The sequence below is a fragment of the Phocaeicola massiliensis B84634 = Timone 84634 = DSM 17679 = JCM 13223 genome, from assembly GCF_000382445.1.
In the GTDB taxonomy this organism is placed as follows: domain Bacteria; phylum Bacteroidota; class Bacteroidia; order Bacteroidales; family Bacteroidaceae; genus Phocaeicola; species Phocaeicola massiliensis.
The window spans coordinates 609,441-624,641 of sequence record NZ_KB905473.1; the positions used below are offsets into that span (position 1 = coordinate 609,441).

At 43.4% G+C, this 15,201-nt stretch carries 12 protein-coding genes; 6 read left to right on the forward strand and 6 right to left on the reverse strand.

Translation table 11 applies throughout. The features are described from left to right. Window positions 1-49 precede the first annotated feature (49 nt). Entirely contained in the window at window positions 50-1,132 is a 1,083-nt protein-coding gene (locus HMPREF1534_RS03740; protein ID WP_005943224.1) for a phosphotransferase enzyme family protein, read from the reverse strand. Between the two features lie 121 nt (window positions 1,133-1,253). Continuing rightward, a complete protein-coding gene (locus HMPREF1534_RS03735) occupies window positions 1,254-3,506 on the reverse strand; it encodes an inorganic phosphate transporter (RefSeq protein WP_018452559.1) in 2,253 nt (750 codons plus the stop codon). Between the two features lie 198 nt (window positions 3,507-3,704). On the opposite strand from HMPREF1534_RS03735, the gene purH reads away from it, so the two are divergent. The 6 genes from purH (at window position 3,705) to rodA (ending at window position 11,007) form a co-directional block, all read left to right on the forward strand. Next, a complete protein-coding gene (purH, locus tag HMPREF1534_RS03730; RefSeq protein ID WP_005943230.1) occupies window positions 3,705-5,228 on the forward strand; it encodes a bifunctional phosphoribosylaminoimidazolecarboxamide formyltransferase/IMP cyclohydrolase in 1,524 nt (507 codons plus the stop codon). A 90-nt stretch (window positions 5,229-5,318) separates the two neighbouring features. Beyond that, window positions 5,319-6,341: a rod shape-determining protein gene (locus HMPREF1534_RS03725; protein WP_005943232.1), complete on the forward strand. Its 1,023-nt coding sequence runs from the start codon at window positions 5,319-5,321 to the stop codon at window positions 6,339-6,341. A 21-nt stretch (window positions 6,342-6,362) separates the two neighbouring features. Further along, window positions 6,363-7,211, forward strand: a complete 849-nt coding sequence (gene mreC, locus HMPREF1534_RS03720) for a rod shape-determining protein MreC (protein ID WP_005943235.1) — start codon at window positions 6,363-6,365, stop codon at window positions 7,209-7,211. 9 nt (window positions 7,212-7,220) lie between these two features. After that, window positions 7,221-7,721 (forward strand): rod shape-determining protein MreD, encoded by a 501-nt coding sequence (mreD, locus tag HMPREF1534_RS03715; protein ID WP_005943238.1) that lies wholly within the window; start codon window positions 7,221-7,223, stop codon window positions 7,719-7,721. After that, window positions 7,722-9,572: a penicillin-binding protein 2 gene (gene mrdA / locus HMPREF1534_RS03710; RefSeq protein WP_005943241.1), complete on the forward strand. Its 1,851-nt coding sequence runs from the start codon at window positions 7,722-7,724 to the stop codon at window positions 9,570-9,572. It begins immediately after the preceding gene. Then, window positions 9,553-11,007 carry a rod shape-determining protein RodA gene (gene rodA, locus HMPREF1534_RS03705; protein ID WP_005943243.1) on the forward strand — a complete coding sequence of 485 codons (1,455 nt, stop codon included), beginning with the start codon at window positions 9,553-9,555 and terminating at the stop codon, window positions 11,005-11,007. Before mrdA ends, rodA begins: the two co-directional genes overlap by 20 nt. Here the strand turns inward: rodA and HMPREF1534_RS03700 are convergent. From HMPREF1534_RS03700 to metF, 4 genes are read right to left on the reverse strand one after another with little or no spacing between them, the layout of a single operon-like run. Further along, window positions 11,004-11,522 (reverse strand): gliding motility lipoprotein GldH, encoded by a 519-nt coding sequence (locus tag HMPREF1534_RS03700; protein ID WP_005943247.1) that lies wholly within the window; start codon window positions 11,520-11,522, stop codon window positions 11,004-11,006. The two genes, rodA and HMPREF1534_RS03700, sit on opposite strands and share 4 nt — an antisense overlap. Beyond that, the gene (locus tag HMPREF1534_RS03695) at window positions 11,461-12,933 is read right to left on the reverse strand and encodes a PSP1 domain-containing protein (protein WP_005943250.1); all 1,473 of its coding nucleotides are present in this window, start codon (window positions 12,931-12,933) and stop codon (window positions 11,461-11,463) included. Before HMPREF1534_RS03695 ends, HMPREF1534_RS03700 begins: the two co-directional genes overlap by 62 nt. 18 nt (window positions 12,934-12,951) lie before the next feature. Continuing rightward, window positions 12,952-14,079, reverse strand: a complete 1,128-nt coding sequence (gene holB, locus HMPREF1534_RS03690; protein WP_005943253.1) for a DNA polymerase III subunit delta' — start codon at window positions 14,077-14,079, stop codon at window positions 12,952-12,954. Window positions 14,080-14,089: 10 nt separating this feature from the next. Then, a complete protein-coding gene (gene metF / locus HMPREF1534_RS03685; RefSeq protein WP_005943256.1) occupies window positions 14,090-15,043 on the reverse strand; it encodes a methylenetetrahydrofolate reductase [NAD(P)H] in 954 nt (317 codons plus the stop codon). Between the last annotated feature and the right edge of the window lie 158 nt (window positions 15,044-15,201).

Consider the following 15,201-nt stretch of genomic DNA (forward strand, 5'->3'; position numbering starts at 1 on the left):
TACATTGCAGGGACTCAGTTCTTGAGCCCCTGCAATGAAAAAATATCTATTACAGCAGACCTGCAATGTAAGCCTTCATTTCGGGCACGGCAGCTTTTGCTTCCAGATATAATTTATATTGGGCTTTTGTGCGTACCAAATTGTGACCTTCGTATTTGGTCTGGTAATACGTATCACCGTTGATATAGTCGGCCAAGAAACGTACAGCCTGCATATATGGGAACAAGGTGGCAGCGTATGGCAACATCTCAATTTCAACCGGAGTCAGGAACGAACGGGCTGATTCAATGTATCCTTTGGCGAATGCCTTGAAAATCTCCATATTAAAACGGACATTGTTCAAATCCTTTTCGTCTTCTTTGCCTGTATTGGCTGCCGAACGAAGGAAGTCACCGAAATCGGAGAAGATGAAGCTGGGCATGACAGTGTCGAGGTCGATAACGCAAAGCACTTTACCGTCTTCATCAAACAACATGTTGCTGACTTTAGTATCGCAGTGGCAGATACGTTTCGGAAGTTTGCCTTCGCGGAACAGTCTTTCGGCACTGCACATTTCGTCGGCATCTTTTTCAATGGCATCAACGATGTCCTGCACTTCGCTCAGTCTGCCGGCTGCATTGGTGGCAACGGCTTCGCGCAACTGTTTCATGCGGAATTCCATGTTGTGGAAATCAGGAATAATTTCACCCAGCTGTTCGGGCACATCGGCCAACATAGCTTGGAATTCGCCGAATTTCAAACCTGCCAAATAAGAAGAGTCGGGAGTGACAGCTTCCAAAGTCTGTGAACGGGGAATGAATACTGATACGCGCCAATAGCCTTCGCCATCATAATAAAAGGTCTTTCCATCGGTAGCCGGAAGGAAACGGAGCACTTTGCGGTCGATGTCTGTTTCGTTCTGTGTTTCCAGCTTTTTGCGGATATGACCTGTCACCACTTCGATGTTGTGCTGTAACATGTCGATGTCGGTAAATATCTGATGGTTGATACGTTGTAATACGTAATCAGCTTCTTGGGGATCGACAGTTTTTACTAAATAAGTTTGGTTGATCAGCCCTGAAGTCAGTGCTTTTACTTCTTTTACTTCGCCCACCTCGGGGAATTGCTTGATAATTTGATTGAGGTTTTCCATAGATTGTTATTGTAATAATTATGAATAATCACGGATTATAATGAGACAAAGATAGCTTCTTCTCCTTAAATAAGGAAAAGAAGCTATCACAATTTTATTATTTATTATAAGAATAGGTGTGTTATTTCTTCAAATCAGTTTGGAACATACGGTCTGCGCGCAGTAAATGACGCCAGCAGGATACCAATTCCTGTGATTCTTGTAGCACGTTAAGGTATACCATGGAGGCTTTTACGTTCACGTCACGTTCCTGTATGCGGTCCATTTGCTGTTTTCGCAGGGTGGAAATCTTATTTTTCAACAAAGCTCCTTCACGCAGCAAAGCATCGGTTTGAGTGTAATCCTTATTGGCAAGCACTTCTGTAGCGCGAGCCATCAGTGCGGTCATTTCGTCGCGGACAGGGATAAATTCATTGGTGGCGCGTTCTGATAACGGAGTGAATTTATTGTCTACGTGCTCTTTGCAAGGGTCACAGATACGTTTCAGACAGTAGAGCATTTGTTCGCAGCTATTACTACCCAAATGGAACCAGGTGTTCTTTTCGATGGCGGTAAAGTTGTCTATGCGGCGCAGACCCAGAATCTCTTTGCGGCGTATTTTTTTCAGCATTTCCTTCTGGCTGTCAGTATTGCTTACGGCTTTACGCAGGGCTTTCAAATTCTCGTTGATGAATCCGTCGGTTATTTGACGATAAGTTTCGTTGGTAAATGTCATTTCGGCTACCAATGTATTATTAACGTGCTGGCGGAGCAATGTCCAACGTTCTTCTTTGTCTTTGCTGGTAATGAGGCGTGCGAATATATCGTCTTTACCTTTATCTTTCTGTTTCTTGCTGTAGTTGATATTGCTACGCACCAATAGGAATATGGCGAGTGCAATCAAAGCCAGCATAGCAAATGTGCCGCCGTAATACATAATGAGTGTTACCACAAAACAAATAGTGAAGGCAGCTCCGGCAGTAATGAACCAACCACCGATGACGGAAAGAACTCCGGTGATGCGATAGACAGCACTGTCGCGGCTCCATGCACGGTCGGCTAACGAGCTACCCATGGCAACCATAAAGGTAACATAAGTGGTAGAAAGAGGAAGTTTCAGAGAAGTACCCAAAGCAATGAGCAGACCTGCCAATACCAGATTGACTGAGGCGCGTATCAGGTCGAATGCAGCACCGTTTTCCATGATCATAACATCTTTGCAGAAGCGGCTGTCGGCCCAACGTTTCAAGTTGTCGGGCAATACCTTGGCTATGTTTTCTGAAGCGGTCATGGTGGAACGGACAATACTACGTGCCACGGCTGATGAACCGAACATTTCATCGCCTTCATCCTGGCGTGAAAGGTCTACCGACGTTTTTACAACATTTTGCGCTTTCTTCGAGGTTATCAGGGCATATACCATAATGACTCCTGCTAAAAATAAGAATAAGAATGGGGTAGTGGCGGGACCATTCAGTGAATCCATCAGATAACCCATCGGATTACCATTGCCATTCGCCATGAAGTCGGTATATGCGGAGAAACCGGCTAAGGGCACACCGATAAAGTTCACCAGGTCATTGCCGGCAAAAGCCATGGCTAAAGCAAAAGTACCCAACATAACGACCACTTTAAATACATTGATTTTGCACCAGTGCAGTACTTGCATCAGAATGGTGAAGAATACAAAACTGCAACTTACCAACATCAGAGTGTTCTCTTGAATCCAATGCTTGTTGTCAGGGGTCATAAAGGAAGAGTCTTTCAGTCCTTTTATCAGCATGAAATAGATAATGGCTGTTACGGCAACACCGCCAAACAAACCAATGGTGTATTTCAGTTTCTTGGTATAATTAAAGGTAAAGAGAAGGCGTGAGAGGTATTGTACCAATGTACCGAAGAAGAAGGCTACGGCTACCGAGAGGAAAATACCCAAAATGACGGACAAGGCTTTTTCTGTATTCAGCAGGTCGGCAAAGCCCAACATGCCGGTTTCGTCTCCTGCTATCTTGATGAGGGCTAATACAAAAGTACCTCCCAGCAGTTCAAACACCATAGATACAGTAGTTGAGGTAGGCATTCCTAAAGAGTTGAAAATGTCCAGTAAGACGACATCCGTTACCATAACAGCCAGAAAGATACACATCAGCTCCTGAAAGTAAAATTGTTCAGGGCGGAAGATACCGTGACGTGCGATGTCCATCATACCATTGCTCAGTGTGGCGCCAATAAAGATACCAAGGGCGGCGATGGCGATAATGGTTTTGAATGATGCTGCTTTGGCACCGATAGCGGAGTTCATGAAGTTTACTGCGTCGTTACTGACGCCTACTACCAAATCGAATATGGCTAGCAGAAAGAGGAATACGACGATTCCCAAAAACATTGTTTCCATAAATTTTGTTCACTCTATTTTTAATGGGTGCAAAGGTAGAAGAGCTATGTTATGATGAAATGTCATATATGTTACATTTGTGTTACAATCCGGGTTTTAGGACAAATATGAACCGATAAATAATATTTCACCTTTTTGTGTGGAAGATATAAACTGAAAATTCATACCTTTGTAGCCCAAATACTTAATCTATAAAAAATGTCAGAGGCTAAGAGAATAAAAACCGCATTGGTATCGGTTTATCACAAGGAAGGTTTGGATGAGATTATTACCAAACTACACGAAGAAGGAGTAGAGTTCCTCTCAACAGGCGGAACACGACAGTTTATTGAATCATTGGGTTTCCCGTGCAAAGCGGTAGAAGACCTGACTACTTACCCCTCTATTCTGGGCGGACGTGTAAAGACACTGCATCCGAAGGTTTTCGGAGGTATTTTGTGCCGTCGCGGTCTGGAACAGGATATGCAACAGATTGAGAAATACGAAATTCCTGAAATAGACTTGGTCATCGTAGATTTGTATCCGTTTGAGGCAACTGTAGCCAGCGGTGCGGAAGAACAGGCTATTATCGAAAAAATAGATATAGGCGGTATCTCATTGATACGTGCTGCTGCAAAGAATTTCAATGATGTGGTTATTATTGCCAGTCAGGCACAATACAAACCGTTCCGCGATATGTTGCTGGAACATGGTGCCACTACTTCAAGAGAAGAGCGCCGTTGGTTTGCCAAAGAAGCATTTGCTGTTTCATCTCATTATGATTCGGCTATCTTTAATTACTTTGACGGTGGGGAAGGCTCTGCTTTCCGTTGTGCAATGGAAGATCAAAAGCAGCTTCGTTATGGAGAAAACCCGCATCAGAAAGGTTATTTCTATGGTAATTTGGACGCGATGTTTGACCAAATCCACGGAAAAGAAATTTCTTATAACAACTTGTTGGATATCAATGCTGCCGTTGATTTGATTGATGAATTTGATGAAATTACTTTTGCTATTCTGAAACATAATAATGCCTGTGGCCTGGCTTCACGTCCTACTGTTCTTGAAGCATGGAAAGATGCCTTGGCAGGTGATCCTGTTTCTGCTTTCGGTGGTGTATTGGTTACTAATGCGGTTATCGACAAGGAAACAGCAGAAGAAATCAATAAACTCTTTTTTGAGGTTATCATAGCCCCTGATTATGATGTGGATGCATTGGAAATTCTGGGGCAGAAGAAGAACCGCATTATTTTGGTGCGTAAAGAAGCCAAGTTGCCCAAGAAGCAGTTCCGCTCTTTATTGAATGGGGTGTTGGTTCAGGAGAGAGACTTGGATGTGGAAACTGCTGCCGATTTGAAACAAGTAAGCGAGAAAGCTCCGACGGCTGCCGAAGTGGAAGATATGTTGTTTGCCAACAAGATTGTAAAGAACAGTAAGAGCAATGCTATCGTTTTGGCTAAAAACAAACAATTGCTGGCAAGCGGTGTGGGTCAGACTTCACGTGTGGATGCCCTGAAGCAGGCAATCGAGAAAGCCAAATCGTTTGAATTTGACCTGCATGGCGCAGTGATGGCAAGTGATGCTTTCTTCCCCTTCCCCGACTGTGTGGAAATCGCTGATAAGGAAGGTGTGAAAGCTGTTATCCAGCCGGGAGGCTCTGTAAAAGATGAATTGACGTTCCAGTATTGCAATGAGCATGGAGTAGCCATGGTTACTACCGGTATCCGTCATTTTAAACACTAATATAATAGTTTGAGAGGGTGTGTCAAAGGAAGATAACCGATTCCGGCTTTGACACATCTTCTCATTATATCTGTCAATTAAATAAAAATTATGGGATTATTCTCCTTTACACAAGAGATTGCGATGGACCTTGGCACTGCCAATACCATCATATTGAATAACGGAAAGATTGTAGTGGACGAACCTTCGGTCGTTGCACTCGACCGTCGCACTGACAAGATGATTGCCGTAGGCGAGCGGGCTAAAATGATGTATGAGAAAGAGAACCCGAATATTCGTACTGTGCGTCCTTTGCGTGACGGTGTGATTGCCGATTTTAATGCTTGCGAACAGATGATGCGCGGGCTGATTAAGAAGGTGAACATGGGTAATCGTTTCTTCTCTCCTTCATTACGTATGGTTATCGGTGTGCCTTCAGGCAGTACGGAAGTTGAACTCCGTGCCGTTCGCGATAGTGCAGAACATGCCGGCGGACGTGATGTATATTTGATTTTTGAACCTATGGCTGCTGCTATCGGTATCGGTATTGATGTGGAAGCACCCGAAGGAAATATGATTGTCGATATAGGTGGTGGTTCTACCGAGATTGCCGTTATTTCATTGGGCGGTATCGTGTCGAATAACTCGATTCGTATTGCCGGTGACGATTTAACGGCTGATATTCAGGAGTATATGAGTCGTCAGCATAATGTAAAGGTGAGTGAACGTATGGCAGAACGTATTAAAATCCATGTAGGTGCGGCATTGACTGATTTAGGCGATGATGCTCCCGAAGATTATATTGTTCGTGGTCCTAATCGTATTACTGCTCTCCCTATGGAAGTACCTGTCAATTATCAGGAAGTGGCACATTGTTTGGAAAAGAGTATTGCCAAGATTGAAACTGCTATCTTGAGCGCATTGGAGCAGACTCCTCCCGAGTTGTATGCCGATATTGTGTTGAATGGTATTTATCTGGCAGGTGGCGGTGCTTTGTTACGCGGTTTGGACAAGCGTCTTACCGATAAGATTAATATTCCGTTCCATATAGCCGAAGATCCTTTGCTGAGTGTAGCCAAAGGTACAGGTATTGCACTGAAGAATGTAGACCGTTTCTCATTCTTGATGCGATAAGATATTAATGAAGAAATAAAGATGAGAAATCTGCTGAATTTCTTTTTAAAGTATAATTACTGGTTCCTCTTTGTTTTACTGGAGGTAATCAGTTTTGCTTTATTATTCCGTTTCAACAGTTATCAGGGAAGTGCATTCTTTACCTCAGCCAACCGGGTTGCCGGTGCGGTGTATGACGCAGCCAATAATGTCACCGGATATTTTCACTTGAAAACCATCAATGATGAATTGGTACAAAAGAATGTAGAACTGGAACTGCAAGTGGAACGCCTTCGTGAAGCCTTGACGGAAGCGACGGGAGACAGCAGTGGTATCGAGCAGATGAAACAGGAAGCCTTGCAGGGGTATGACATCTTCAAGGCGAGTGTTATCAATAATAGCATTACTCATGCCGATAATTATATTACTATAAATAAAGGTACGGCAGACGGTGTGCGCAGTGAAATGGGGGTAGTGAACGGAAGTGGTGTGGTAGGTATTGTTTATCTTACTTCTTCTCATCATTCCATCGTTATTCCCGTTTTGAATTCTAAAAGCAGTATCAGCTGTAAAATAAAGAAGAGTGATTATTTCGGTTTCTTGAAATGGGACGGTGGTTCGTCTGAATATGCTTACGTAAAAGATATGCCTCGTCATTCATTATTCTCTTTGGGAGATACCATTGTGACAAGCGGACACAGTGCCGTATTTCCTTCAGGAATTCCGATAGGGACAGTAGACGATATAGCCGACAGTCATGATGGTCTGTCTTACTTGCTTAGAGTCAAGCTCTTTACAGATTTTGCTCGTCTGAATGATGTTCGCGTTATTGCGGAGAAAGGGCAAGAGGAACAGCTGGAATTAGAAAAACAGGTTAAAACGAATAAGTAGAGTAGACTGATGATTACTTATCTGCAAAGAATAGAGTGGTTTATCGGGCTGGTACTGTTGCAAGTGCTGGTATTAAATCGTATGCATATGAATGGATATGCCACTCCTTTCTTTTTTATTTATTTTATTCTGAAGTATAATTCGGGTGTAAGTCGTAACACATTGATGGTGTGGTCGTTTTTACTCGGATTGACAGTTGATATTTTCAGTAATACTCCCGGAATGAACGCCGCCGCCGCTACGTTATTGGCTTTTATGCGTGAGCCTATCCTCAGGCTGGTGACGTTACGCGACAGTGCCGAAGACTTTGAGCCGGGCATCAAGAGTATGGGGATTTCTCCTTACTTTCGGTATATTCTGTTGTGTACATTCCTGTTTTGTAGCATTTTGATGGTGATAGATACTTTCTCGTTTTTTAATCTGCCTGTATTATTATTGAAAATATTGACAGATGCCTCCATTACAATTGTTTGTATATTATGTGCCGAGGCAATAAGGAGGAAGAAATAAGTGGAAAGAGATTATAATCTGGAGAAGCGGAAATATGTGATTGGTGGATCGGTTGTTGTTATTGTACTGATTTACCTGATACGTCTTTTTACCTTGCAGATTATGAGCGAAGACTATAAAAAGAATGCAGACAGCAACGCTTTTCTGAATAAGACACAATATCCCAGTCGTGGTGTGATGTATGACCGTAATGGGAAATTATTGGTTTACAACCAACCGGCATACGATGTCACTATGGTGATGAAAGAGGTGGTAAATCTTGATACACTTGATTTGTGCCGGACGTTGAATATTACTCCGGAATACTTTAAAAGGCGTATTCGTGAAATGAAAGATCGCCGCTCTAATCCGGGTTATTCTCCTTATACTCATCAGGTCTTTATGACCCAGCTTTCTGCCGAAGAATGTGGAGTGTTTCAGGAGAAACTGTTTAAATTCCCCGGATTTTATATCCAGAGACGTACCATCCGACAGTATAATTATAATTCAGCTGCTCATGTTTTAGGTGATATTGCCGAAGTTTCCAAACGGGATATAGAGGCGGATGATTATTATGTGCGTGGAGATTTTATCGGTAAACAGGGGGTGGAGCGCTCTTATGAGAAACAATTGCGTGGAGAAAAAGGAGTGGAAATATTGCTCCGTGATGCTCGCGGGCGTATTCAGGGACGCTATATGGACGGAAAATATGACAAGACTCCTGTACCGGGCAAGAATTTGAAATTGGGGATTGATGTTGAGCTTCAAATGCTTGGAGAACGACTCTTGGAAGGGAAAATAGGAAGTATTGTTGCTATCGAACCCGAAACAGGAGAGATATTATGTATGGTATCTTCACCTACTTTCGACCCTAGGCTGATGGTGGGACGCCAACGGGGAAAGAATCACTTGGATTTGGCACGCGATAGTTGGAAACCTTTGTTGAACCGTGCTATTATGGGACAGTTTCCGCCGGGGTCTACCTTTAAGACATCACAAGCCCTTACTTTTCTTGAGGAAGGTATTATTGTGCCCGAGACGCCTTATTCCTGTTATCATGGATTTGTACACGCAGGCCTTCGTGTAGGTTGTCATGCCCATGGCTCTCCTCTGGCATTGGTTCCGGCTATTGCTACTTCATGTAATGCTTATTTTTGCTGGGGACTGTATCACATGATAGGAGCCAAGAAAAAATACGGTTCGGTACAGAATGCGATGTCTACCTGGCGTGACTATATGGTTTCGATGGGGTTTGGATATCCGTTGGGTGTAGATCTTCCGGGAGAGAAGCGGGGAATGATTCCGAATGCAGAGTATTATGACAAGAATTATCGGGGCTCTTGGAACGGTTTGACTATTATCAGTATTGCCATCGGACAGGGAGAGGTGACATTGACTCCGTTACAGATTGCCAATTTGGGAGCGACAATAGCCAATCGTGGTTATTATGTTACTCCCCATGTGGTAAAAGAAGTGGAAGATGAGCCGTTGGATACTCTGTATAGTACGAAACATTATACGAAGGTGAGTAGCCGGCATTATGAAACGGTGGTGCAGGGGATGCGTGCAGCTGTATTGGGTGGTACATGCCGGGGAGCCAATATTCCCGGTATAGAAGTTTGTGGTAAAACCGGTACGGCACAGAATAGAGGTAAAGACCATTCTGCTTTTATGGGGTTTGCTCCGATGAATAATCCGAAGATAGCTATTGCAGTTTATGTGGAGAATGGAGGATTTGGTGCGGTATATGGGGTGCCTATCGGAGCACTGATGATGGAACAGTATTTGAAAGGAGAATTGTCTCCTGACAGTGAGGTGAAAGCTAATGATATACAAAACAGGAGGATAGATTATGGCATACACGAGCGATAATATGTTGAAGTCGATAGACTGGATAACTATTTGCATCTATTTAGCATTGGTTATCTTCGGCTGGTTCAGTGTATGCGGGGCCAGTTATGACTACGGTGAAATAGATTTCTTCAGTTTCGATACACGTGCCGGTAAGCAGTTGGTGTGGATTTCCTGTTCATTGGGGTTGGGATTTATTTTGTTGATGCTCGAAGATAAGCTTTATGATATGTTTGCCTATATTTTTTATGGGGCAATGATGTTGCTATTGCTTGTCACTCCTTTTTTGGCCGAGGATACGAAAGGTTCTTATTCATGGATTAAGTTTGGACCTGTCAGTTTGCAGCCGGCTGAGTTTGCCAAGTTTGCTACGGCTTTGGCTTTGGCTAAATTTATGAATGTTTATGGATTCACCATGAGTAAGCTGAAGTATTCTCTTCCGGTAACGGGGATGATATTACTGCCCATGTTGCTTATTATATTACAGCGTGAAACAGGTTCTGCATTGGTCTATCTGGCTTTTTTCTTCATGCTGTACAGGGAAGGAATGCCCGGCTCCATTCTGTTTGCCGGGATTTGTGCTGTGGTTTATTTTGTGGTTGGCATTCGTTTTAGTCAGGAGATGATGGCAGATGACTGTACATCGGTCGGGGAATTTTCGGTCTTGCTGTTGATAACGATACTGTCTGCCTTGTTGGTTAATTCTTATTGTAAGAAGAAGCCGGTGGTGTGGTATATTCTCGGTTTCGGTTCTGGAGGGACCTTACTGGCGTTGCTCTTTTCTTATTATGTGATTCCTTTCGATATTACGTGGTTTCAGTACGGACTGTGTGTGGCATTGGTTTTTTATCTCATATTCCTTTCCATGCGCGAGCGTATGCGTGATTATTTTTATATTGCTCTGTTTGCTATTGGCTCTGTGGGTTTCCTTTTTTCTGCCGACTATGTATTTGAAAATGTGCTTGAACCTCATCAACAAGTACGTATAAAAGTGGTACTGGGAATGGAGGAGGACTTGGCAGGGGCCGGGTATAATGTGAATCAAAGCAAGATTGCAATCGGTTCGGGAGGACTGTTGGGAAAGGGGTTCCTGAATGGGACGCAGACGAAGTTGAAATATGTTCCCGAACAGGATACGGATTTTATTTTCTGTACGGTGGGTGAGGAGGAAGGTTTCCTGGGTTCTGCTATTGTGTTACTGCTGTTTATGACTCTGATTTTAAGGTTGATAGTTATTGCCGAAAGACAACACACACGCTTTGGACGTGTATATGGTTACTCGGTGCTGAGCATCTTCCTGTTTCATCTCTTTATCAATATAGGAATGGTACTCGGATTAACGCCGGTAATCGGTATTCCATTGCCTTTCTTCAGTTATGGAGGCTCTTCTTTATGGGGTTTTACCATCCTGCTTTTTGTATTTTTGCGCATTGATTCGGCACGAGGAAGTCATTAAGGTTTTTCCAAACGGATTCCGACATCACTGATTCCTTTCAGTGGATTGTCTGTCATGATATGAACGATGCGGATATTTCTGGAAGCACTGTCTTGGGCGATTGTAAAAGAGGGTGTATAGAGCTTGGTAAATTGATATAGTCCGCCGGGACCATTTCCGTTCCAGTTTCCTGTTTTATCGGCAAGGAACAATTGCAGTGTATCTGTGGTATAGGTGGATGTGTCTTTTACATTTGTGCTGATATTCATCCATAAATCACGATACGGATAGCTTTCCTGATGCCTGATGCCGATAGTCATTTCATACGTTCCCGCAGGTATTGAAGCCGGAAGGGTATAAACAAGAGTATCACTCTTACTCCATCCCGTTGTAGGGATGGATTGATAAGAGTGATAAACCGTATTACTGTGACATGCTGTCAATAGTAAATATATTATCGGCAGGCAAGCTATTTTATTCTTTATCAGCCACAGGAGCTTGTGGCTTGGAATTGTTGTTCTGAGTTGTTTGGGCATTGTTACCGTTATTATTTCCATTTTTATTGTTGGCAGAAGCGGTGTTCTCGCCATTGCCTGGACGCCGGTTACGGTTGCGCTCGCGGCCGTCTTCACGGTTGCGTTTTCCCTCTGCTCTGTTTTCTTTATTTTCGCGTGGAGGTCTTCCTTCCCCTTTGGGTGGGCGACCTTCTCCTTTCGAAGCTCTGTTTTCCCCTTTGGGAGCTCTGTTTTCCCCTTTGGGTGGACGTCCTTCGCCTTTCGGCTGGTTATCTTTGAGCTGTTGAGGCTTGTTACCGTTGGTAGTACCTTCGTTATTGCCGTTGGTTTCTCCTTTTCTTTTCTTTTTACGATTGTTGTTATTGCCTTTGCGTTTGTCAAAACGGGTTAGGCTTTCCTGTTCCACTAAATCAACCGGTTGTTGCGGTTCGTTTTTCTTGATGGTTTCCAGCAAGTTTTCCGGTTTTTCGCCACGTCTGTTCATATTGATGATTTCAAAGGCTCGTCGTGCAGGGATTGTCACAATGTTTGCCATGAAATTTTTGTCGGTGGAGTAGGTAATGGAACCTTTTAGTATATCAGCCTTGAAGAAGTAGAAAGTGCCGTCGACGGTTTCCAATGTGATTTCTTTACTCGGGAGTCGTTTTTGTGCTTCCACGTATGCGTCCACTTCATAGTTGAGGCAGCATTTCAGTTTGGCGCATTGTCCTGCCAGTTTCTGCGGGTTGAGTGAGATGTCCTGATAGCGAGCCGCACTGGTAGAAACAGAAACAAAGTTGGTCATCCATGTGGCACAACACAGTTCGCGACCGCAGGGACCGATTCCCCCGATGCGTCCGGCCTCCTGCCGTGCACCGATCTGCTTCATCTCGATACGCACGCGGAAAGTCTCTGCCAATACTTTAATTAGCTGACGGAAGTCAACGCGTTCATCGGCAATATAGTAGAAGATGGCTTTGTTGCCGTCCCCCTGATATTCCACATCACCAATCTTCATGTTCAGATTCAGGTTCAGCGCAATTTGGCGTGAACGAATCATCGTATCATGTTCTTTGGCTTTTGCTTCTTCATACTTTTCCATATCTACCGGTTTTACTTTGCGGTAGATTCGTTTAATTTCGACATCCGGTTTCAGGTTTGCTTTGCGCATTTGCAGTGGAACGAGTCGTCCGGTCAGTGTCACTACTCCGATATCATGTCCGGGACTTGCTTCCACGGCAACAATATCGCCTTTGTCCAGCTTCAATTTGTTGCTGTTCTTGAAATATCCTTTGCGCGTATTCTTGAACTGAACTTCAACCATCTCCTGTTCCTCGGCATTTCCGGGAATATCAGCCAGCCAGTCGTAAGTATTCAGCTGTTTATCCTGTCGTCCGCAGCCTTTGCAATACAAACAGCCGCTTCCGTTCTTTAATTTAAACTCATTATTCATAGTGTTGTTATATATATGTTATTTCTGCACCAGCAGCACAATCATTTTAAGCGAGAAATCAAAAAATACCATCTTGGCATTTACGTTCTGTTCTATATGTTGCTGTGCTTCACTTAGTTCATTCATTATTCCCATTACGTTTCGTTCGTTGACAAACGGAGCGAAACGAGTAGAAAAGTTTTGTTCTTCATTGCTCATATATACCAGGTCTCGTCGGTGAAAATTGAATATGAAATTTTCACGTATCATGCGCTGGCAATAAGTAAGGAAGTTTTTTTGTCGTTCGCGTCCCATGCTTGCCACTCCTTCGCTCCATCGTTTCATATCGCGTATCTTGCGCTGGTAGGACAGACGCATCAAACTGACAAATAGTTCGAAAAACAGTTTGTTCTCTTCACTCAGATGAATGGTTTCCAGTGCTTTCAAAAAATTACCTTCAGAGCGGTGGGCAATATCATTGGCATCTTGCGCTTGCAATCCGTATTTGCTTTGCAGCACTTGTGCTATTTCTGCTTCATCAATTCCATGAATGTTGAATCGTTGGGTACGGCTTTGAATTGTTTGCAAGAGTGCATCCGGTTCTTCCGATACAAGAAGGAAAACGGTTTGTACCGGCGGTTCTTCTAATAGTTTAAGTAGCTTATTACTGCATTCTACGTTCATTTTTTCGGGCAGCCAGATAATCATTACTTTATAACCTCCCTGACTGGATTTCAAACTGAGTTTGCGCATAATCTCATCGCTTTCTTTGACAAATATCTGCGCTTGCTGATTCTCAGCTCCCATCTCTTTTAACCAATGGTTAAGGTTGAAATAAGGATTATTCATTACAAATTGCCGCCACTCCGATATGAAATCATCGCATACTGTATCCTTTCCGGCTTTTTTCTTGATGACAGGGAAAACGAAATGAAAATCGGGATGTGCCAGTTTGTTGAACTTGGTGCAACTGGGGCATACGCCGCAAGCATCATGCTCTCCACGGTTTTCACAACAAATGTAACGGGCATATGCTATCGCCAAAGGTAACTTTCCAGTACCTTCGGGACCGCAAATCAGTTGGGCATGGGGGATTCTTCCCTCTTTCACTTCGGCAATAAGCCGTTGCTTTGCTTCTTCTTGTCCTATTACATCTTTAAAAAACATCAGCCTATATTTAATATATTACTTTTGCTACTTCTTTTACGCTTTCTACGGCACTCACCGTATAGAAGTGGATACTTGGCACGCCGTATGCTATCAATTCGCGGCATTGGTGGATGCACCATTCCACTCCGAGGGCGCGTGCTTCTTCATCGGTTTTGCATTTCATGGCTTCTGAGGCCAATTCTTGTGGAAGATCAATCTTGAATGTTTTCGGTATCATGCTCAATTGAGATAATTTGCCGAAAGGTTTGATCCCCGGTATGATAGGTACATTGATACCTTCTTTATGCACCCTTTCCACAAACTCAAAGTACTTACGGTTGTCATAGAACATTTGTGTCACGGCATATTCCGCACCGGCTTCCACTTTTTTCTTTAGCCAATAAATATCTTGTTCCATATTGGGTGATTCTTCGTGTTTCTCAGGGTAGCAGGCCACTCCATAGCTGAACGGTGTTCCTGTCACCTTGATGGGAGAACCATCGACGAATAGTCCCTTATTGAAATCATTAATTTGTCCTTCCAGTTCCAATGCATGGCTGTATCCGTTTCCTTCGGGGACAAATGCGGATTCGTGTTTGGCTTTGTCACCGCGTAATACCAACAAGTCGGTAATGCCCAAGAACTGTAAGTCCAGCAATACATATTCCGTATCCTCGCGGGTAAATCCGCTGCATAGGATATGTGGCACAGTTGTTATATTGTATTTGTTTTGCAGTGCGGCAGCTACGGCAACCGTTCCGGGACGGCGGCGCATACGTGCGCGTTGGTAAAGACCATTTCCAAGGTCCTTGTATACATATTCGCTGCGATGGGTGGTGATATTGATGTACTTAGGGTCAAATTCACGCAATGTATCCACCGTCTTATAAAGCTTCTCAATGCCCGTTCCTTTCAGAGGGGGCAATATCTCAAAAGAAAACGCCGTTTTATCGGTGCTTTTTATTAAGTCAACTACTCTCATTCTTATATCTCGTCTCTTGTGCCTTCTACGGCAAAATTACATATTGGGGCAAAAATAAGAAAAATATTGTAGTTTAAGGAGGTGAAAAGAGGATTTATTTTTTCTCTGCCTTATAATAAGGTGAAAACCATAAGGCAGGAAAAAACTTTCATTGATGT

Coding starts and splice junctions, on each gene's coding strand:
- HMPREF1534_RS03740 (WP_005943224.1), bottom strand. CDS start 1,132: ATGGAAAACCTCAATCAAATTATCAAGCAATTCCCCGAGGTGGGCGAA.
- purH (WP_005943230.1), top strand. CDS start 3,705: ATGTCAGAGGCTAAGAGAATAAAAACCGCATTGGTATCGGTTTATCAC.
- rodA (WP_005943243.1), top strand. CDS start 9,553: ATGGCATACACGAGCGATAATATGTTGAAGTCGATAGACTGGATAACT.
- holB (WP_005943253.1), bottom strand. CDS start 14,079: ATGTTTTTTAAAGATGTAATAGGACAAGAAGAAGCAAAGCAACGGCTT.
- mreD (WP_005943238.1), top strand. CDS start 7,221: ATGATTACTTATCTGCAAAGAATAGAGTGGTTTATCGGGCTGGTACTG.
- HMPREF1534_RS03700 (WP_005943247.1), bottom strand. CDS start 11,522: ATGCCCAAACAACTCAGAACAACAATTCCAAGCCACAAGCTCCTGTGG.
- HMPREF1534_RS03725 (WP_005943232.1), top strand. CDS start 5,319: ATGGGATTATTCTCCTTTACACAAGAGATTGCGATGGACCTTGGCACT.
- metF (WP_005943256.1), bottom strand. CDS start 15,043: ATGAGAGTAGTTGACTTAATAAAAAGCACCGATAAAACGGCGTTTTCT.
- HMPREF1534_RS03735 (WP_018452559.1), bottom strand. CDS start 3,506: ATGGAAACAATGTTTTTGGGAATCGTCGTATTCCTCTTTCTGCTAGCC.
- mreC (WP_005943235.1), top strand. CDS start 6,363: ATGAGAAATCTGCTGAATTTCTTTTTAAAGTATAATTACTGGTTCCTC.
- HMPREF1534_RS03695 (WP_005943250.1), bottom strand. CDS start 12,933: ATGAATAATGAGTTTAAATTAAAGAACGGAAGCGGCTGTTTGTATTGC.